Origin of the sequence: Paenibacillus sp. FSL P2-0322, from assembly GCF_037975315.1 — a bacterium.
GTDB lineage: Bacteria > Bacillota > Bacilli > Paenibacillales > Paenibacillaceae > Paenibacillus > Paenibacillus polymyxa_B.
In genome coordinates this window covers 4,581,459-4,601,338 of record NZ_CP150243.1, presented here as the reverse complement: position 1 = coordinate 4,601,338, position 19,880 = coordinate 4,581,459, and the positions used below count along the sequence as shown (strand labels likewise).

17 protein-coding genes, 11 tRNA genes and 1 rRNA gene are annotated in these 19,880 nt (G+C 46.4%); 27 read left to right on the top strand and 2 right to left on the bottom strand.

All coding sequences use genetic code 11. From position 1 onward, the window contains the following. The first annotated feature begins 150 nt into the window (after positions 1 to 150). The 20 genes from rrf to yajC all read left to right on the top strand — a co-directional run bounded on the left by rrf (position 151) and on the right by yajC (position 9,420). A 5S ribosomal RNA gene (gene rrf, locus MKY24_RS20295) occupies positions 151 to 267 on the top strand. Between the two features lie 19 nt (positions 268 to 286). Next, positions 287 to 362 (top strand) — tRNA-Asn (locus MKY24_RS20290). Positions 363 to 365: 3 nt separating this feature from the next. Further along, positions 366 to 457: transfer RNA gene (locus tag MKY24_RS20285), tRNA-Ser, on the top strand. A gap of 17 nt (positions 458 to 474) precedes the next feature. Continuing rightward, positions 475 to 546, top strand: a tRNA-Glu gene (locus MKY24_RS20280). Positions 547 to 556: 10 nt separating this feature from the next. Continuing rightward, positions 557 to 632 (top strand) — tRNA-Val (locus MKY24_RS20275). Between the two features lie 29 nt (positions 633 to 661). After that, positions 662 to 738: transfer RNA gene (locus MKY24_RS20270), tRNA-Met, on the top strand. A 26-nt stretch (positions 739 to 764) separates the two neighbouring features. After that, a tRNA-Asp gene (locus tag MKY24_RS20265) sits at positions 765 to 841 on the top strand. Between the two features lie 28 nt (positions 842 to 869). Beyond that, positions 870 to 945, top strand: a tRNA-Lys gene (locus tag MKY24_RS20260). A gap of 35 nt (positions 946 to 980) precedes the next feature. Continuing rightward, positions 981 to 1,055: transfer RNA gene (locus tag MKY24_RS20255), tRNA-Gly, on the top strand. 5 nt (positions 1,056 to 1,060) lie between these two features. Next, positions 1,061 to 1,137: transfer RNA gene (locus MKY24_RS20250), tRNA-Arg, on the top strand. 12 nt (positions 1,138 to 1,149) lie between these two features. Then, positions 1,150 to 1,229, top strand: a tRNA-Leu gene (locus MKY24_RS20245). A 7-nt stretch (positions 1,230 to 1,236) separates the two neighbouring features. Further along, positions 1,237 to 1,310, top strand: a tRNA-Pro gene (locus MKY24_RS20240). A 114-nt stretch (positions 1,311 to 1,424) separates the two neighbouring features. Further along, positions 1,425 to 2,129: a BofC C-terminal domain-containing protein gene (locus tag MKY24_RS20235; RefSeq protein WP_339200738.1), complete on the top strand. Its 705-nt coding sequence runs from the start codon at positions 1,425 to 1,427 to the stop codon at positions 2,127 to 2,129. A 230-nt stretch (positions 2,130 to 2,359) separates the two neighbouring features. Then, the gene (gene ruvC / locus MKY24_RS20230) at positions 2,360 to 2,863 is read left to right on the top strand and encodes a crossover junction endodeoxyribonuclease RuvC (RefSeq protein WP_339200736.1); all 504 of its coding nucleotides are present in this window, start codon (positions 2,360 to 2,362) and stop codon (positions 2,861 to 2,863) included. Then, on the top strand, positions 2,860 to 3,474 hold the full coding sequence (ruvA, locus tag MKY24_RS20225) for a Holliday junction branch migration protein RuvA (RefSeq protein WP_023989938.1): 615 nt from the start codon (positions 2,860 to 2,862) through the stop codon (positions 3,472 to 3,474). The genes ruvC and ruvA overlap by 4 nt, the downstream gene beginning before the upstream one ends. Positions 3,475 to 3,524: 50 nt before the next feature. Then, positions 3,525 to 4,532, top strand: coding sequence for a Holliday junction branch migration DNA helicase RuvB (gene ruvB / locus MKY24_RS20220; protein ID WP_023989937.1), 1,008 nt, complete (start codon positions 3,525 to 3,527; stop codon positions 4,530 to 4,532). 228 nt (positions 4,533 to 4,760) lie between these two features. Beyond that, positions 4,761 to 6,854, top strand: coding sequence for a SpoIID/LytB domain-containing protein (locus tag MKY24_RS20215; protein ID WP_254347631.1), 2,094 nt, complete (start codon positions 4,761 to 4,763; stop codon positions 6,852 to 6,854). A gap of 7 nt (positions 6,855 to 6,861) precedes the next feature. Continuing rightward, on the top strand, positions 6,862 to 7,890 hold the full coding sequence (queA, locus tag MKY24_RS20210; protein ID WP_028542424.1) for a tRNA preQ1(34) S-adenosylmethionine ribosyltransferase-isomerase QueA: 1,029 nt from the start codon (positions 6,862 to 6,864) through the stop codon (positions 7,888 to 7,890). A gap of 20 nt (positions 7,891 to 7,910) precedes the next feature. Next, positions 7,911 to 9,050, top strand: a complete 1,140-nt coding sequence (tgt, locus tag MKY24_RS20205; protein WP_013311575.1) for a tRNA guanosine(34) transglycosylase Tgt — start codon at positions 7,911 to 7,913, stop codon at positions 9,048 to 9,050. Between the two features lie 34 nt (positions 9,051 to 9,084). After that, entirely contained in the window at positions 9,085 to 9,420 is a 336-nt protein-coding gene (gene yajC, locus MKY24_RS20200) for a preprotein translocase subunit YajC (RefSeq protein ID WP_023989934.1), read from the top strand. Positions 9,421 to 9,508: 88 nt separating this feature from the next. Here yajC and MKY24_RS20195 read toward each other — a convergent pair whose 3' ends face one another. Beyond that, a complete protein-coding gene (locus MKY24_RS20195; protein WP_023989933.1) occupies positions 9,509 to 9,898 on the bottom strand; it encodes a TIGR04086 family membrane protein in 390 nt (129 codons plus the stop codon). A 206-nt stretch (positions 9,899 to 10,104) separates the two neighbouring features. On the opposite strand from MKY24_RS20195, the gene MKY24_RS20190 reads away from it, so the two are divergent. Then, positions 10,105 to 10,881 (top strand): DUF421 domain-containing protein, encoded by a 777-nt coding sequence (locus tag MKY24_RS20190; RefSeq protein ID WP_025720234.1) that lies wholly within the window; start codon positions 10,105 to 10,107, stop codon positions 10,879 to 10,881. Positions 10,882 to 10,886: 5 nt separating this feature from the next. Here the strand turns inward: MKY24_RS20190 and spoVB are convergent, their stop codons facing one another. Further along, on the bottom strand, positions 10,887 to 12,461 hold the full coding sequence (spoVB, locus tag MKY24_RS20185; protein ID WP_023989931.1) for a stage V sporulation protein B: 1,575 nt from the start codon (positions 12,459 to 12,461) through the stop codon (positions 10,887 to 10,889). 307 nt (positions 12,462 to 12,768) lie between these two features. Here spoVB and MKY24_RS20180 point away from each other — a divergent pair, with 307 nt between their 5' ends. The 6 genes from MKY24_RS20180 to MKY24_RS20155 all read left to right on the top strand — a co-directional run bounded on the left by MKY24_RS20180 (position 12,769) and on the right by MKY24_RS20155 (position 19,447). Continuing rightward, on the top strand, positions 12,769 to 13,026 hold the full coding sequence (locus MKY24_RS20180) for a post-transcriptional regulator (protein ID WP_013311570.1): 258 nt from the start codon (positions 12,769 to 12,771) through the stop codon (positions 13,024 to 13,026). Between the two features lie 90 nt (positions 13,027 to 13,116). Beyond that, positions 13,117 to 14,373 carry a protein translocase subunit SecD gene (secD, locus tag MKY24_RS20175; protein WP_023989930.1) on the top strand — a complete coding sequence of 419 codons (1,257 nt, stop codon included), beginning with the start codon at positions 13,117 to 13,119 and terminating at the stop codon, positions 14,371 to 14,373. After that, positions 14,363 to 15,280: a protein translocase subunit SecF gene (gene secF / locus MKY24_RS20170; protein WP_023989929.1), complete on the top strand. Its 918-nt coding sequence runs from the start codon at positions 14,363 to 14,365 to the stop codon at positions 15,278 to 15,280. The genes secD and secF overlap by 11 nt, the downstream gene beginning before the upstream one ends. A 199-nt stretch (positions 15,281 to 15,479) precedes the next feature. After that, positions 15,480 to 16,436: a cation diffusion facilitator family transporter gene (locus tag MKY24_RS20165; protein ID WP_339200733.1), complete on the top strand. Its 957-nt coding sequence runs from the start codon at positions 15,480 to 15,482 to the stop codon at positions 16,434 to 16,436. A 32-nt stretch (positions 16,437 to 16,468) separates the two neighbouring features. Then, on the top strand, positions 16,469 to 18,865 hold the full coding sequence (gene recJ / locus MKY24_RS20160; RefSeq protein WP_339200731.1) for a single-stranded-DNA-specific exonuclease RecJ: 2,397 nt from the start codon (positions 16,469 to 16,471) through the stop codon (positions 18,863 to 18,865). 69 nt (positions 18,866 to 18,934) lie between these two features. Next, positions 18,935 to 19,447: an adenine phosphoribosyltransferase gene (locus MKY24_RS20155; protein WP_028542428.1), complete on the top strand. Its 513-nt coding sequence runs from the start codon at positions 18,935 to 18,937 to the stop codon at positions 19,445 to 19,447. Positions 19,448 to 19,880 lie beyond the last annotated feature (433 nt).

Here is a 19,880-nt window from a genome sequence, read left to right as displayed (position 1 = left end):
AATAAAACGCAAATGAGTTTCGGATCCAGTTTTCAGGGTGTAACCTTGAAAGTATGTACAAGTGACATACAATAAGCGCATGGCTATTCATTCACACGATAAGTGATGAACCGAATAACCGTACGGAAGAATTTACAGTGTAAATTCATGTTTGGTGGCGATAGCGGAGGGGTTCCACACGTACCCATCCCGAACACGACCGTTAAGCCCTCCAGCGCCGATGGTACTTGGACCGCAGGGTCCTGGGAGAGTAGGACGTCGCCAAGCAGAGCTTTATGATTATTATTCCCTGATAGCTCAGTTGGTAGAGCACTCGACTGTTAATCGAGTTGTCACAGGTTCGAGTCCTGTTCGGGGAGCCATATGGAGAGGTGTCCGAGTTGGCCGAAGGAGCACGATTGGAAATCGTGTAGGCGCCAAAAGCGTCTCGAGGGTTCGAATCCCTCTCTCTCCGCCATAATTATTTTATTGTATGGCCCGTTGGTCAAGGGGTTAAGACACCTCCCTTTCACGGAGGTAACAGGGGTTCGAATCCCCTACGGGTCATAAGTAGTATGGAGGCTTAGCTCAGCTGGGAGAGCATCTGCCTTACAAGCAGAGGGTCGGGGGTTCGAGCCCCTCAGCCTCCACCATTTATTTAAATAGCAGTCCCTAATATTATCGCGGGGTGGAGCAGTTCGGTAGCTCGTCGGGCTCATAACCCGAAGGTCGCAGGTTCAAATCCTGCCCCCGCAACCAATTAACTTTTGAATGTAAACTGCTATGGAACTGTGGTGTAGAGGCCTAACATGCCTGCCTGTCACGCAGGAGATCGCGGGTTCGAATCCCGTCAGTTCCGCCATTTTTACAAAGTTATATTACCCTGTTGGGAGCCATTAGCTCAGTTGGTAGAGCACCTGACTTTTAATCAGGGTGTCGAAGGTTCGAGTCCTTCATGGCTCACCATTCATGAACTTATATGTCATGGATATAATGATATTGCGGACGTGGCTCAGCGGTAGAGCATCGCCTTGCCAAGGCGAGGGTCGCGGGTTCGATTCCCGTCGTCCGCTCCATATTTGCGCCCTTAGCTCAGCTGGATAGAGCGTTTGACTACGAATCAAAAGGCCGGGAGTTCGAATCTCTCAGGGCGCGCCATTAACTTCATAAGCCGGTGTGGCGGAATTGGCAGACGCGCGCGACTCAAAATCGTGAGGGAAACCGTGGAGGTTCGAGTCCTCTCACCGGCATCTATTTCGGGATGTAGCTCAGCTTGGTAGAGCACCTGGTTTGGGACCAGGGGGTCGCATGTTCAAATCGTGTCATCCCGATTCAAAAGGAAAGTCGCTGGAAGCAGCGGCTTTTTTGTTATATTCATATCTTTTTGTATAAATCAGTAATCGTCAGGTCACACTAACACAAAAAGTGGGACGGAAGGGATTACTGTGAAGCGATTAAGTTGGAAAAAACAGATGAAACGGCGCTGGAAACAGTGGAGAAGAACAGTGTGGGCTTTTAGCATTTTTGGTGCGGCTTGTTTGCTGGCAGGGTTGGGTATTCTGTTTTCGAATTATTTGCAGGCTATGTTGTCACAGCCACTCGCTACTACCGTCATGGCTGAGGAGAGCATGAAGGAGGCTTCACATCTGAGCCCAACTGAAGATCACTCCTCACAGATGCAACTACTGCAAAGTATTCGTGCTTCCGGTATAAGCAGGAAGACCCGTCTATTAACCACCTACGTGTGTGGTACGGAAACACTTTCCTTGGGAACACTAAGTTCACAGCAGCTAGAGACCTTACTGAAGCAACATCCCGATTGGAAGGGGCGACTTAATACCAAAGGAGAGGTGTGGCTGGAGCGCAGGGTGGAAGACTTGTCAGAGTCATGCAAAGAGCGTGGATACATGGGTTTGAGCACTGACGGCCAGCTTACATTGTATGAAGGGCTACCTAAAAGAGAAAAAGTTATCCGCACTTTTTTTCAATTGGATGTGGGTTCCATGGAGACGGCCTTGCCAGAAGGGGTGTATAAACAACTTCAGCAGGGGATCCGTGTACAGGATATAAATGAGTATAACAGTGTAATCTCCACTTTTAGTGACTTTGCCGTGGAGCGAACACAAAGGGTATTAAAGCAGCACTATTGATTACAACTACGGAGACGTTAGGCATTGCCCATGAGGTGAGGCTTGAAGCGTCTCTTTTTATGTTTTTACTCACGTTTAAATTTTTTCCTCTATTAGATACAAAGTTTTGTTATAATGAAAAGAACGACACATATGTTCGCTTTATATGGTATTTGGCCATGATTATATTAAGGATAACGTCTGGCTATTGTTTAGTTACGCCATGTTTGAGCGATAGGGGAGAGATTTTTTTGCGTTTTTTAGGAATTGATCCGGGCATTGCCATTGTGGGCTTCGGATTTGTAGACAAGATTGGCAGCAAGGTGGTTCCTGTACAGTATGGCTGCATCCAGACGGAGGCCCATACACCGGAAGAAGAAAGGCTGCTTCATGTGTATGAAGGCATGTTGCAATTAATAGATAAATATAAGCCTGATGCGGTAGCACTGGAAAAGCTCTTTTTTAATCGCAACGTTACAACTGCTATGTCTGTAAGTCAGGCACGTGGGGTGCTGCTACTAGCTGCAAAACAACGTAATTTGCCTATAGGTGAATACACGCCGATGCAGGTAAAGCAGGCTATTGTAGGGTATGGTAAGGCTGAGAAGAAACAGGTACAAGAAATGGTTAGAATGTTTCTAAAGCTTCAAGTTGTGCCCAAACCGGACGATGTAGCGGATGCTTTGGCGGTGGCTATTTGTCATGCGCATTCTTATGGACTAAATTCAAAATTAAATGAGGTATTGCGAAAATGATAGATTTCTTGCGTGGTTCTGTGGCCCATTTGGAAAATGAATATGTCGTTTTAGATGTGCAAGGTGTAGGGTACCGGGTATTTTGTCCGAATCCTTACGCGTTCGCCAAAACTGAAGGTTCAGTGGTCATTTACATTCACCATCATGTAAGGGAAGATGCTATTTTACTGTTCGGTTTTGCGACTCGTGAGGAGCAGCAGCTGTTCCGTAAACTGATTGATGTATCTGGTATTGGACCGCGTGTTGCGCTTGGTATTTTAGGAGGCGGTACGCCTGCTCATGTGGTAACGGCGATTTATCAGGAGAATATCACATTTCTCACCAAGTTACCGGGGATCGGTAAAAAGACGGCACAACGTATGATTCTGGATTTGAAAGATAAGCTCGACGGTATTGGCTCGTTGGGGATGGCAACCGGATTGTTTGCTGAGCCTGTCGTAGAAGAAGGCGAAGGTTCATATTGGGGCGAGGCCCGTGAGGCGCTCAAGGCGCTGGGTTACACTGATGCTGAGTTGGATAAGGTATGGAGCAGAATGAAGAAAGATGCGAAACCTGATGAATCTGCTGATATTTTGATGAAGCGGGCTTTGCAACTGTTGTTTGCCGGATAGGACGCTGATGTCCGTTAACAAATGTCTGGTGAAAAGAGGAGCGATGGAATATGGATGACCGGATTATTTCCGCCAATTTGATGATGGAAGACCAGACGGCGGAGCTGAGCCTTCGCCCCCGTTATCTAAATGAATATATCGGGCAAAATCAGGTTAAGGAAAATCTGAAAGTATATATTGAAGCGGCCAAAATGCGTAAAGAAGCGTTGGATCATGTACTGTTGTACGGACCGCCGGGGTTGGGTAAAACAACTCTTGCTAACATTATCGCCAATGAGTTGGGGGTTAATCTGCGTACGACTTCAGGTCCTGCAATTGAAAGACCGGGAGATTTGGCAGCATTGCTGACCAATCTTCAAGAGGGTGATGTTTTGTTCATTGATGAGATTCATCGCCTTCATCGTACGGTGGAAGAAGTCATGTATCCTGCAATGGAGGATTTTGCGCTGGACATTATGATTGGTAAAGGCCCGAGTGCACGCTCGGTCCGTCTGGATTTGCCACCCTTTACCCTTATAGGGGCCACTACGCGCGCTGGGCTGCTCTCTGCACCATTGCGTGATCGGTTTGGTGTTATTAGTCGATTAGAGTTTTATACGACAGACGAGCTGGCTTACATCGTGTCCAGGAACGCGGATATTATGGAGATTGAAATTGTCGGGGATGCGGCAGAGGAAATCGCATTGCGTTCACGGGGGACACCGCGTATTGCCAACCGACTGTTAAAAAGGGTGCGTGATTTTGCCCAGGTTGCCGGAGACGGTATTATTCATTCTGAGTTAGCTGCAGAGGCGCTAAAGAGGCTTCAAATAGACCCACTCGGGCTTGATGAAATTGATCATAAAATGCTTAAGGCCATGATTCATTCATTCCGGGGCGGGCCTGTAGGATTGGACACAATTGCTGCAACCATTGGTGAGGAGAGCCAGACAATTGAGGATGTATACGAGCCCTATTTGTTACAAATTGGCCTTTTACAAAGAACGCCTCGGGGGCGAACAGTGACTCCGGCGGCATATGGCCACCTTGGAATCCCAATGCCAACGGATCCACGGTGATTAGGAAACATGATGCACTTTTAAAAAAATCATTGCATGGTTACACGCAAGTATGGTGAATACGATATCGGCTGACGGATGATTGAGGGAAGTGAGAATGTAAGTAAGATTCGAGCGGGTTCATATTTTGGTTTATTCCGCCGATGTATTTAAAGGGACAGACAAGGGTCGAGATCCCGATAAATTACGCAATATAAGTGCTAGACAGCTAGATTGGGGGAGCCAGAAATGAGTGGAGAAGCATTTAACCGAAAAAGTATTTTCGGTGCATGGATGGGCCGGGCCAAACGAGCAGCAGCGATTATGGTATTAGCTACAGTGTGCATACCTTGGTCTTCGGGCGTTCACGCTGCTGCCGCCCAAGAGGATATTCGTGTAGTGATTTTTGCGGATCTAGGTAGCAAATATAAAGCGACAGTTCCCGCTGTAACCTTGAAATCATCAGGAGGTCTGAGTGTTGGACAGAACAGTGGAGGCAGTTTTCAAACTTGGATGGGACTGCCAGACAGTACGGTTCGTTTTAGTGTAGACAGCTATCGGGTGAAGGTACTTGAAGGAAATGAAGCAGCGGCGATAAAAGCGGCCCAAGCCCTGCAAAAGACTAATGATAAACCTACGGTTTTTATCGGTTCAAAAAATGGTAGCTCTGTGTATCAAGTGTACGCGGGAATATATGCTAGTGAACAGTCTGCGCAGGCTGCTGTACAGCGGATTTCCTCCGCAACCGGAGCGCAGCCCGAGGTTAAGGGAAACAAGCATTGGTCCACAGGAAGCTACGGAAGCGAGCAGGAAGCTAATCTCGTTCGAACGACAATTGCTGCGGCGGGCTTTGATGCTTTTACTGTGATTCAATCAAGAGGCCAGTATGCTGTATGGGTTGGAGAAGAAAGTAATGACAGCAAGCTGTCGGCTTTGAAAACAGAACTGGAGAGCAAGCAGCCGAGACTCACGCTGTCTAAAGTTAATGCTACTCAAACCGGCCTCATTATAAGACAGGAAGCAGGAGTCACGACTGGCTCGCAGGTGATGTCTCATTACATGCTAAGTGGTTCTGATAATAGCAAGGTAATTGTTAACGGCGGTAATAATGGAATACAAGTGGTCGAAAGATCCCAGCGTACATATCGCGGCGAGATGGAGATCGGCATGACGTCAGGCCAGCTGGCGCTTGTGAACGAAGTTCCTTTGGAGCAGTATTTGTATTCCGTGGTAGGAGCAGAGGTCTATTCCTCATGGCCAGATGAAGCGCTCAAGGCTCAAGCGGTAGCGGCTCGTAGCTACGCGCTTGCCCAAGGCAATCGGTTTCAGATCGGCAATGTAGTAGATGGTACGTTAAGCCAGGCTTACAACGGTAAGAGCTCGGAACATGCCAATGTCAATGAGGCTGTAGATGCAACAGCTGGTGAAGTCATTAAAAGTGGCGGCAAAGTGGTCGAAGCTGTATTTTCATCTAATGCGGGCGGTGTGACAGCAGATGCTTCCGAAGTGTGGAACAGTGGTGGCGAAGCCTTTGCCAGCGTAGACAGCTCGGGGGATACTTCGGCACAAAAAGGAGCACAGGAATGGTATCATGTACTTCTCTCCAGTGGCAAGACAGGTTATATTCGTGAGGATAATGCTAAGGAACTGGAGGGTGTCACAGAAGCGGGGTTAGACAAAATCACCGTCACTGCGGAAAATACAAATGTGCGTCCTATTCCCCAAATCCAATCGACAGTTACACCAATAGCCAAGGCGCAGCCGGGCGAAGAGATAATTGTATTAGAAAAGGTGCCTCAGTCCGGAGACTATGCATGGGTGCGGGGGCCCTTTACGTCAGCTCAGCTTGCTAAATCCCTGCAAGGGAAAGTCACGGGCACAGTGCCTTCCTCTATTAATCACCTTGATGTCACCAAACGTGGTCCATCAGGGCGAGTGTTGGAGGTTGAAGCGGACGGATCCCCTTTGAAAGTGAAATATCCGGATATGTTTCGCTCAGCGATGGGCGGACTCCCAAGCACACTGTTTGATATTGCGAGTACCGGAAGTTATACTGTATTAGGCGCTGATGGGGCTACTTCTCATGTAAGTGGTACACAAGGCACTCAAATCCTGTCCGCATCTGGCAGTAGTACTTCAAGTGGTAACGGGGTGATCGTCATGAATGAAGATCGTCATGCACGGGTCATTGACAAAACACAAAGCTTTATTTTTACAGGTAAAGGAAATGGTCATGGTTTGGGCTTATCCCAATGGGGTGCCAACGGTTTGGCCGAGCAGGGGTATGATTACAAGAAAATTTTGCAACACTATTACAAAAATGTGGATATAGTTAAGGACTGACCAATATATGAATGTAAACGACTACGATTTTGAACTGCCTGAAACATTAATTGCACAGACACCTTTGCTTGATCGGAGTGCTTCCAGATTACTGACGTTAAACAAAAATAATGGTGAAGTGGGTCATCATACGTTTTCGGATATTGTGCAGTATCTTCAACCAGGGGATACGCTGGTGTTAAACGATACGAGAGTGATTCCTGCACGCTTGTTTGGCATCAAGGAAGACACGGGAGCTAAGGCTGAGGTTTTGCTGCTTAAGCAACTGCAAGGGGATCGATGGGAAGCACTGGTGAAACCCGGTAAAAAGCTGAAAAAGGGTGCTGTTATCGTTTTCGGTGATGAGCTGAAAGCAGTAATTGAGGAAGAAGGAGATATGGGCGGAAGGGTACTTTCATTTTCATATGACGGTATTTTCCAGGAGATCTTGGACCGTCTGGGGCAGATGCCGCTTCCGCCGTATATCAAGGAACAACTGGATGACCGCGAGCGTTATCAGACAGTTTATGCTCGGCATGAAGGTTCTGCTGCGGCTCCAACGGCAGGGCTGCACTTTACAGAAGAATTGCTGGACCAGATTAAAAAGAAGGGCGTTACCGTTGCCTTTATCACACTTCATGTTGGCTTAGGGACGTTCAGACCGATGTCTGTGGATACGATTGAAGAACATGTGATGCATGAAGAATACTATTCATTGTCACAGGAAACAGCGGATGTACTCAATGAAACCAAGGCGCGCGGCGGAAGAGTCGTGGCGGTGGGGACGACCAGTTGCCGAACGCTGGAAACGGTGGGCAATAAATTCCTAGATGGAGTATTAGAGGCCAGTAGTGGCTGGACACAGATTTTTATTTATCCAGGCTATGAATTCCGTGTGGTGGATGCGATGATTACGAATTTTCATTTGCCTAAATCCACCTTGGTTATGCTGGTCAGCGCACTGGCGGGCAGGGAGAATATTATGCATGCTTACCAGGAGGCGATTGACCGACAATATCGGTTTTTCAGCTTCGGGGACGCAATGTTCATTTATTAATTAAGGATGGTAGAGAAAATATGGCACCAGCAATAAGATACGAACATATTAAAACCTGCAAGCAATCGGGAGCCCGTCTTGGGCGTGTACACACACCTCATGGAGTTATTGAGACACCAACCTTTATGCCTGTGGGAACTCAAGCTACTGTTAAAACGATGAGTCCTGAGGAACTGAAAGCGATGGATGCTCAAATTATTTTGAGTAACACGTACCATTTGTTTCTTCGTCCTGGCCACGATATTATTCGTGAAGCAGGTGGACTGCACAAGTTTATGAATTGGGATCGCCCTATTTTAACGGACAGCGGTGGATTCCAGGTGTTTTCCTTAAGTGAAATGCGCAAGATTTCAGAGGAGGGTGTTCATTTTCGCTCTCATTTAAATGGAGATAAGAAGTTTCTTTCGCCTGAAGTGGCGATGGAAATACAAAACTCGCTTGGCTCAGATATTATGATGGCCTTCGATGAATGCCCGCCATTTCCGGCTGAATATGAGTATGTGAAAAAGTCACTGGAACGTACCAGCCGTTGGGCTGAGCGTTGTTTGGAGGCACACGCGCGTCCTCATGATCAAGGGCTGTTTGCCATTGTTCAAGGAGGCATGCATGAAGATCTGCGTAAGCAAAGCGCTGCGGATTTGACTTCCATGGATTTCCCGGGGTATGCTATTGGTGGACTGAGCGTAGGTGAACCGAAGCATTTGATGTATGAAGTGCTAGATTACACGCTGCCTCTGCTTCCCACCAACAAGCCAAGATATTTGATGGGTGTAGGTTCTCCAGATGCCTTGATTGAAGGCGCTATCCGTGGTGTGGATATGTTTGATTGTGTACTTCCAACGCGAATTGCTCGCAACGGGACAACGATGACCAGCCAAGGTCGTCTTGTCGTTCGCAATGCCCAATATGCAAGTGATTTTGGCCCGCTCGATCCCGCTTGTGATTGTTATACCTGTCGCAATTATTCACGTGCTTACTTGCGGCATTTGATTAAAGCGGATGAAACCTTCGGGCTCCGACTGACAACGTATCATAACTTGCATTTCTTAATACAATTGATGCGTAATGTCAGACAAGCGATTATGGATGACAGGCTGCTTGATTTCCGAGATGAATTTTTTGAGCAGTACGGTCTTCATGATAATGATAAAGGCTTTTAAGTTTTAGGGAGAGTATACGAAAGGGGGATTTAACATGTTTCATTTTGCTACAGCCGCTACTGCACCCGGTGGAACTGGCGGACTTTTTCAAATGATCTGGCCACTGGCTCTGATGTTTGTAATCTTCTATTTCTTGCTGATTCGCCCGAATCAGAAAAAACAAAAGCAGCGTCAAACGATGCTTCAAGCTTTGAAAAAGGGAGATAAAGTAATTACGATCGGAGGTCTTCACGGTACAATTGTGGAGATTACGGATGATGTAGTAGTTTTGCGTGTGAATGATGTCACGAAGCTGACCTTTGACCGCAGTGCAATTAGTAATGCAATTGCAAAAGACACGGCATCTGAGGAAGTTGTTTCCAAATCGTAAAATGCTTCTGACCGTTATGCAAAAACCGAGCCTTTGAGGAGGCTCGGTTTTTTTGTGTTGTTTTATTACATGGATACAAACATTTTGATTACTTGCTGAGATTAATGCCAAACATCCCACCACCTGCACCTATGACAAACGCGAAAGCTAAGTGTAACAGGTCCTTGCCGTTCATGCCCGCATCCAATGCCAGAAAACCGACCAGAAGAACGATTAGTCCATACAGGATGCCTGTAATACCGCCTTGATACCAGCCTTTGTTTGTGGATCTTTTACCGGCGACGAAGCCGCCAGATAGCATGGCGAATGCGTGGACGATGTACGTATACAATGATAAGTCCTGTTCCTGCATCTGTGTCAGCCACAAGAGTAGTGAAAGAATCAATGCGCCAAGCAGCATCCATGCAAAAGCATAAAATAAGCCGGATAAAATGGGATGGGCCAGACGAAACGAACACCAGCGGCGAATGAGCTCCATTGATAATTCCTCCTGTACCAAGGTTTGAACTATTATCATTCTATGGCCAAGCCTCTCGGCTTAGTACCAAGTCGCAAGCAGTCTTTCTCTTTATTTCAATAATTTAGCCTTTGGTTTTTTGTATGAGCCAAGTGAGGAACGGTCAGAATACGTGTACAATGAACGACTACTGTCTTATTGCAAGTACAGGGGAGGAGGCGAACATATTGAGTCACGATATTTTTGCTCATATTTTTCGGACGCTGCTCATGTATTTTATTGTATATCTGGTGATGCGCTTGATGGGTAAAAGGGAGATCGGCAAATTGTCTGTTTTCGATCTCGTCATATCGATTATGATTGCAGAAATTGCTGTATTCAGCCTGGAGGATATAAAACGTCCACTTTATGAAGGGCTGATTCCTTTAGGAGTGCTGTTAATTTTGCAAATCGGGATTTCATTTTTTAGTCTGAAAAGTCGGCGACTGCGCTTACTATTTGATGGTAGGCCCAGTGTATTGTACTCCAATGGACAATTAAACAAGGACGAAATGGTGAAACAACGTTACAATTTAGATGACTTGCTGTTACAACTTCGTGAACAAAATATAGAAAGTCTGGACGAAGTCGAATATGTTATTTTGGAAACGACAGGTAAGCTAACGGTTATAGGTAAGGATGATAACGATGGAGTGGAACACGGAAAAATGAAGCAAGAATTAAACGGAACAGATTTGATAAACAAAGAGCAACAGGTGAATAAGGTCCATCCTTCTCCACAAATCGGTGGAAAGTTTAGATATGAGGGACTGCCTATTCCATTAATCATGGATGGCAAGGTGCTGGATCGAAATTTGGAACGGATGGATATGAACCGTTTTTGGCTTAAAAATCAGATTCAAGCAAAGGGACACAAAGATTTTAAGGATGTTTTTTTATGCTCGGTTAACCATAGAGGTGATGTGTATATTACACCACCGGCCTATGGAAAATCTTCGGATTAGATTTCTTATGCTTTAAACCATCTTCTCAGGATTGGAATGCGTGTAAGGTTGTCCCAATCAATCATTTTGATCAAGGTCATTAGGAAAAGGTACAGTATAATTCCCAAACCTGCGGCAAAAATAAACTGAAGCCACATTTGGTTGAACATCGTTAGATGTCTGTAGGTATATAATACTGCTGCTGCCATGATGATCATACCTATCCCGGTCTTCCAGAAATCGAGCAAACGTACGCGGAAGCGAAGCAGTCTGCTGACACTGAAGCCATGAAGGAGTGTAACAATGGCGCTGTTAATACAAATGGCGATGACAGCTCCGTAGATACCGTACTGAGGTTGAGAAGCAAGCCAGACGATTAGCGCAATTTTGATAACGGCTCCGATAAAGGTATTTAATAACGCACTTCCAGGACGGTCTAATGCCTGAAGTGCTGCCTGAAGCGGGGCCTGAATGTACATAAAAAGAGCAAAAGGTGCCATGAGCTTAAGCATGCCTGCAATATCGCCATTATTATAGAGTAGCAGACACAGAGGTTCTGCCAAAACATACATGATTACGGCAAAGGGGGCTCCTGCAACCAATGCGAGCCGAAGCGATTGATGTAGACGTTTGTGAATGGCTGTAATATGCCCCTTGGCTGCTGCTTCGGATAACGAAGGAACGAGTGAAACTGCTAGCGAACTGGTAAGAACCCCAGGTAGTAATAATACAGGAATGACCATGCCCTGCATGGCTCCATACTGTGCGGTTGCCACGCCAGTTGCAATGCCTGCTACAGCGAGGCTACGCATGCACAAGATAGATTCGAGCAAATAGGATAAGGAACCAACAAGCCTTCCAGCAGTAACGGGAACGGATATAGACATAAGACGTGACAAAACGGATGATTGCTCGGGTTGAACCTCAGAGGAGGGGATAGGCGACTTCGGCTGAAGGATGCGATCTTTTCGATGGTTACACACGTATTGCCATAGCAGCACAATCATGCCAATGAATTCGCCCGCCAGAGCACCGAGCATGGCACCTGCAGCAGCGTAGGCTACCCCATGGGGAAGTAACAAGTAAGCAAACCAAATGACACAAAAAATGCGCATAACGGTCTCCGCAATGGAGGAGGTGGCAGAAGGAATCATATTTTGCTTTCCCTGAAAATAGCCCCTATAAGCTGAGGAAACAGCTACAATGACTATCATTGGGCTCATGCTCACGAATGTATAATACACGCGGCTGTCGGTCAGGAGATGGCTTGTGATCCAAGGCGCGAACACAAGACAGAGCACCATGGCGATCAGACTGAGTGTAATGGTGAAGCGCAGGCTGGTGTGCAAAATACGCCGCGACATTTCGGGCTGTCCCGCCGTTTCGGCTTCGGCTACTAGCTTGGCTACCGCAAGAGGGATTCCCCCTGTAATAAGCGTCACCAAAACGATAAAAAAGGGATACCCCTGTTGGTACAAGCCAACTCCTTCGGGGCCGATGATACGCGGGAGTGCGATTCGGGGAATAAAACCTAGTATCCGGTTGATAATTCCTGCTGCCAATAAAATAATTGCTCCATGGATGAATGTCTGCTTTTTCAATCGCAACTCCCTCTTCCCCAAAATGTAATTCTGCGTCTATACATTACTTTAGAAGATATGCTGGACCTGTCCATCTTCATGACAAGCTTTTCCGTTCAGAAACAAAGTGATTTAGACAACAAGAGGGAGAGTGGTGAATTCTGCTATTGACGAGCGAAATGAATGCATATATTGTTGATTTAAGGCTATTTTCAACGAAAAGAAGGGTTTTCCAGGATCAGGACAGAAATGTTCTACAAAGCAGTCAATAACCCCGCTAATTGCTGATCTGCGGAACCGGTAGTCGCTGGGAGGAGGAACGGCCATCGTGGGTATGGAAGAGCTGGATGAGCAGGATTGGGATGACGCAATTGAGATGCTCTGTCAAAGTAAGGCGGACGAGTTGATTCTCGTAGGTTATGAGCATGTCACAAGTAAGGACGTGTGGAATTGCGTCAGCCATAAATATGAAAAGGAGGGTATCCCTCCGCTGCACAAGCTCGTTAACGATATACTTTCCCTTAAAGCGACGAGCTTTATGAACTATTTGACTATGTCCGCATTACGGGGCTCCACTTTCGAATAGAAGGGGGTCTTTTTTTGCGTTCAAATTGACTGCTTTTTGAGGGGTAGCTATAATAGGAATATTGAGAATGAAAGGGGAACATGGGACGGAATGAAGAGAATTCTAAGTTTCATCGTGGTCGTGCTCATAACTACTGGTGTTATGATCGGGACAAGCCCGGGCCTACTGAACAGTTTAAAATTAGGCCTCGATTTAAAGGGAGGCTTTGAGATTTTATATGAAGCCCAGCCTTTGGAAGCCGGGCAGAGTGTAACCAGACAGTCTCTTATACAAACAGCTCAAAGTCTGGAGAGACGGATTAATGCGCTCGGTACGACTGAGCCGGAAGTAACAACAGAGGGAAGCAACCGAATTCGCGTGCGGCTTGCTGGTGTCACTAATGAGGCAGAAGTCCGCTCCATGCTGAAAAAGCCTGCAGAATTAACGTTCCGCAGTGCAACGGCAGCAGATGCTAAAAAGCCAGGCCAATACAGCAAAATTGAGCTCCGCGGTAATGATTTTGTGGAGAATGGCGCTGTTGTAGGCTATGACCAGCTGAATCAACCTGAGATTAGTATCAAAGTGAAGGACAAAGCTAAATTTGCAGAAATCACAAAGCGACTTCTGAATAAAGAATTAGCTATTTTCCTGGATCAGGAATTGCTGTCTGCACCTACAGTACGTGGGGAATTAACGGACGGTAGCGCGTCAATCACAGGTAGCTACACTCGTGATGAAGCGAATAAACTGGCGGATACGATTAATCTGGGTGCCCTTCCGCTCAAACTGACGGAAAAATATTCTCAGAGTGTAGGTGCTACGCTGGGTCAATTGTCACTGGATCAGACGATTCGTGCTGGGTTGATCGGCTCAATCATTATTCTGGTATTTATGATTGCGATGTTCCGTATACCAGGATTAGTGGCCAGTTTTTGTCTCATCGTTCATACTTGGCTGGTGCTTGCGATCTTCTACTTGGGTGGATTCGTGCTCACGCTCCCAGGTATCGCCGCCTTCGTGCTCGGGATCGGGATGGCAGTCGATGCCAATATTATTACGTATGAACGGATTAAAGAAGAAATCAAGACGGGCAAAACGATTCGTTCTTCCGTTATCGCAGGTAGTAAGGCTTCGTTCCGTACCGTTATGGATGCCAATATTACGACAATTATAGCGGCAGCGGTTATGTTTGGTCTCGGAACAGGCTCCGTTAGAGGTTTCGCTCTGGTGCTTATCGTTGATATTGTCACCAGTATCTTGACGAATATCTTCTTCTCCCGCTTCTTGCTCAATCTGCTGGTTAAAGCGGATGCTGTGAAGAAGCCCAAGTATTTTGGTGTGAAGGAGAGTGATATTAGTGCGCTTTAATTGGGACTATAAATATATCAAGATGAGCAAGTGGTTTTACACGTTCTCGATTATTATCACACTGCTTGGTATTCTGAGCTTGTCGATATTCGGCTTGAATTACGGGGTAGACTTTCGTTCCGGTTCCAATGTGGATGTCAATTTGACTAAAGTCGTTACGCAGGAACAGATTCAAACTTTGCTGGACAAGCAGAAGATCGGTAAAGAGGTGGATTATACACCGGGGAAAGAGCGTTTCGGCATTCGCTTCTCACAGGTTTTGACGGATCAGCAAGTGAATGACTTTAAGACTTCCTTTAATAAAGAGCTTGATCCAAAGGCTTCCTTTGAGGTCAATACAGTAGATACGGAAATGGCACAAGAACTGGAGCGGAATGCAATATGGGCGATTTTGCTAGCATGTGTAGCCATCGCGGTCTATATTTCGATCCGGTTTGAATGGCGGTTTGCCATTGCAGCCATCGTTTCGTTGTTGCATGATGCCTTCCTCGTTATCAGTATTTTCTCGATTTTCCGGCTTGAGGTGGATTTGACCTTTATTACGGCAATTCTGACGATTGTTGGTTTCTCCATTAATGACACCGTCGTTATTTTTGACCGTATTCGGGAAAATCTACGATTTGCGAAGAAGAAGTCCAGAGACGACTTAGAACAGGTAGTTGATCACAGTATTGCGCAGACAATGACTCGTTCACTTGCAACCGTGTTTACGGTGTTTATTGCCTCCGTATGTTTGTTCATATTTGGCGGCGAATCGATCCGTATGTTCTCACTTGCAATGGTCATTGGTTTGTTGTTTGGTGCTTATTCCTCCATTTTCATTGCCAGCCCGCTGTGGGTGGCATTGAAAGGAAAACAAAAATCCCCGACAGCTGGCGGGGGCGCGGTCAAAACTGCAAAGTCTTAAGTTACGCAAATACCAGTAGTATAAATTAAAGAGAAAGCCGCGTCTGCTTGGGCGCGGTTTTCTAAGGTTTTGAGATTTACCTTGAGTAAGGCACAGTAGTGGCACTTAAATGTGAATGGTTTTTGGTTTTGAGAAATTCGGTTATTTTAGAATGAGCTTTATTGGGAAAGGGTTAGTTCAGGATTGAGGGGGAAACGTTGTGAATAGCGAACGCAGCCGATCATTGGAAACTGCGGCGTTGAGCGGGATTATAGGTAATCTCGCGCTGGCTGTTCTAAAGGGAACCGTCGGTTATGCTGCAAACAGCAAGGCGTTGTTGGGGGATGCACTGCACACGGCTGCGGATAGTGCTTCCCGTTTGCAGGAGCTTCTGTTTTCCAAGGGTGCTACAGGGCACGGAATGCTGGCACGGTTGCGGAACGGTGAAAAGGTTCGGACGGTCATATCTGTGGTGCTGGCTATTTTAGTGCTGATGAGCGGTCTTCAGCTAGCTATCTCGGCGGTTCGTTCATTAAGCAGTTCGGAACCGGAGGCTCCCGGTCTGTATGCATTAATTACCGTATTTATTGTGTTGGTTTTGAGAGAAGCGCTATTTCAGTTTCAATATCGCTACTCGATTAAACATGGTCATAAAGCGGAAGCAGATCGGTACGCTAACCATGAACGTTACTCGCTGTATGCATCGTTGATTGCATTGATCGGCATGATCGGTGCAATGACTGGCGAAGCAATGGAATGGCCTGCATTATTATATCTTGATCCAACCGCAGCTTTGCTGGTAGCCTGTCTGGTGCTGCGTAAAGGATATTTGATGGTAATGAATACCGCTTACCAGGTTCCTGCACAGCCCTTGCAGGAGGAAGACTCCCGACGCTTTATGGAGACGATTCAACGGGTGTATGGTATTGTAACGGTTGAACACTTACATGCCCAGGAAACAGGCCATTTCATAACAGTGGATGTAACGATAAGTGTGAACCCGCGGATTACGGTACAGGAAGCGCAGGAAATTGCCGATCGAGCAAAAAATTTACTGTTAGCCCGTTTTCCACAGGTGACCCATGTACAAATGCAGTTCATTTCTTATCAAGCCGGGTATCCTTACAAATCCAATCATGAACTGCCAGATAATGATGTGTCGTCTTTGCTTCAATAGGGCAGACGACTATGAAAGAAAGGTGAATAGGATTGCTTCATTCGCAGTACAGATGGAAGACCCCAGAGGCTAACCTGGAAGCGGCTCAGCTGTTGACAGAAGAACTGGGGATTTCACCATTGTTGTCCCGGCTTTTAGTGAACCGGGGCGTCACTACCGCCGGGGAAGCAAACCGCTTTTTGTACGGAAGTGTGGACGATGTACACGACCCTTTTCTGCTTCTTGGCATGAAAGAAGCCGTGCCGAGAATTCGCCAGGCTCTGGAACGTGGCGAGCATATATTAATCTATGGCGATTATGATGCGGACGGCGTATCCAGTACATCATTGATGATTCAGCTCATGCGATTTCTGAAGGCTTCTTATGATATTTATATTCCCCATCGTTCTAATGAGGGATATGGTCTGCATAACCATGCCCTTGATTGGGCTCATCAGCAGGGAGTTACACTGGTCATTACGGTAGATACGGGAATTAGTGCAGTAGAACAAATTGCTTATGCAACTTCCTTGGGGATAGATGTTATTGTGACGGATCATCATGAGCCGCCTGCTGTACTTCCCGAGGCATATACTTTGATTAATCCGAAGCTACCCGGTTGCCCATACCCATTTAAAGGTCTTGCAGGTGTTGGTGTTGCCCTGAAGCTCGCCCAGGCGCTGTTGGGTGAGGTGCCGGAGGAATGGTTTGAAATCGTCGCTATCGGCACGGTAGCCGATCTGATGCCACTACATGGTGAAAATCGGACGATGGTACGCAGAGGGATTCAATCCATGAGAAACTCTGCATTTCCGGGTATTCGTGCGTTGCTCCATGTAGCGGGCGTGGATATATCTACAGTGACTTCAGTCAACATCGCATTTGCATTGGCTCCGCGGATTAATGCCAGCGGGCGCCTGGATCATGCGGGACGAGCAGTTTCTCTGCTGACGACAGAAAAAGAGGAAGAAGCAGATCAACTTGCGCATGCGCTGGACCTGCTCAATCGTGAGCGTCAACAGGTGGTCGAACGTATTGTGGAGCAAGCCGAGCAACAATTGGCATCCAAACTGAATGGAGGCAAGCTACCGTCAGTTATTGTGTTGGCTGGTGAAGGCTGGAATGTCGGCGTTGTCGGAATTGTGGCATCCAAGCTATTGGATCGTTATTATCGACCGACCATTATTCTTGGTATAGATGCTGAGACAGGCATGTGCAAAGGTTCTGCCCGTTCTATTCCTGCATTGGATATTTACAGTGCTCTTACGGACAGCCATGAGCTTATGGAGCATTTTGGGGGTCATCCTTCGGCTGCGGGTATGACGCTGTCCCGTGACAATCTGGAATTGTTTGAAGAGCAGCTGAACCGCTATGCGGGTTCCATTCTGACACCAGAAGATCTCATTCCTGTAGCTGAAGCTGATATGGTCTGTCGTTTGGACGAGGTATCTTTGCAAGTGGTTGAAGAACTGGAGTTGCTTCAGCCTTTTGGTATGGGGAATCCTTCTCCACGATTCGTATTACAGGGACTGCAATTGCGTGAAGCTCGTAAAATGGGACGTGAGAAAAATCATGTGAAGCTCTTGCTGGAGCAGAACGGTTTATCGCTGGACGCGATTGCCTTCCGTCGTGGCGATTTGGCTGATTTTTTACAGCAACAAACGGAGATAGATCTGCTGGGTGAATTGTCAATTAACGAATGGAACGGTAAAAGGTCTCTCCAGCTAATGATGCAGGACATTCGAGTGCAGGAGCCGCAAATTTTTGATTATCGTGGAGTGTCGGACCCTTTTGCCGAATTAGAGCGGGGACTCAAGATCTTTCATCCACGCATAGAGGAAAGGAAGAAAGACGTTGCGGTGTTGATCCACCCGTCATCTAGGCTTCGTCCCTCGGGCTCCGTGGATGCTGAATCCTTATGGTTGTACGATAAAGATGGCAGCGTTATTCCCAGTGATGGTCAAAGAGATGCACAGCACTCTGTAAAGTCGCTGTTCGTACTAGAGCCGCCGGATACACCGGATCAGTTTCAGGCATTATGGTCTACCTTTGAGAATGTAGAGAACGTATTTCTCCTTCATTCGGTCAGTGAGCGTGGCGGTCGACTCGTAAGCCCCGACAGAGAGCTGTTCAAGCGTATTTACGTTGTGCTTTCCCGAATGGGGACACAGCCTATTGATGAAAAAGCAATGCTGCCTGCTCTTAGCCGACAGTGCTCCTGTTCAGTACGCATGTTATCCAAAGTGTTGGACATCTTCGAAGAACTTGAGTTTATGACGCGTACAGATGGTCAATTCTGTTTTGTATCCAATCCGCCTAAGCGGGATTTAACAGCTTCTCCACGATATCAGGAATTGTATAATATGGCTGAGATGGAGAAGTACTTGTTGGATGCGGACACTACCCAGATGACGAGCTGGATTATGTCGCTTATGAAGGGTGCGTCTTGAGATACTATTTCGCAATTTATGTTGTAAAATGTATATACTAATTTGAAGTTTACAGTAGGAGGAACTAAGTTGGACTACAAAGAATATATTCGGGTGATTTCCGATTTTCCACAACCAGGGATTAGTTTTAAGGACATTACGACCCTGATGAAAAATGGTGAACTATACCGCAAGGCTATCAACGATATGAAGGAACTGGTATCGGATTTGAAAATTGATTTGATTGCAGGGCCAGAAGCACGTGGGTTCGTTGTTGGTGCTCCTTTGGCTTATGCGCTTGGTGTTGGTTTTATTCCCATCCGTAAAAGTGGCAAGCTCCCTGGGGAAACCATTGAGGAAGCATACGGTTTGGAGTATGGTAAAGATACGCTGGCGATGCATAAGGATGCTATAGAGCCAGGCCAAAATGTTCTGATTGCTGATGACCTGCTTGCTACAGGTGGAACTATTGCTACATCCGTGAACTTGGTACGCCAGCTTGGTGGTAATGTGGCAGGGGCTGCTTTTCTTATCGAGCTGTCTGACTTAAACGGTCGGGCGAAACTGACTGATGTAGATGTATTCACCCTGATTACGTATTAAGTATTTTGAAACCCGGGTTTCCCGGGAAATAATTATGTGCGGATCGCCTAAATAGTCCGATGGAACATCTCTTTATCTAAAGAGTTGCTCCATCGGACTATTTTGTTTCTTTGTTGGAAAATAGGTATGAAAAAATTTCGTAAATGTCTATGAACAATAAAAAAAGGAGCAGAGGTGGTCATAAGGAGCATAGTGGTCATACTGATTTCAATCAGTTTTTGTTTTATTTTTTGCTAAGCAGAAGCTAGATACGGAAATAAGTCAAAAATGCTGCTCGTTGCTTATCGAGGGTTAAAGCAGTTATTGCAACTGACTTGGATGGGGTGCTCTGAAGATGGATGAAGGAGTATCTATTTTAAAAAGGCCGTGCATAAAAAAACGCCGCTCCATGAGATATGGATCTTTACACGCTTGTCTATACATTCTGAGCGTG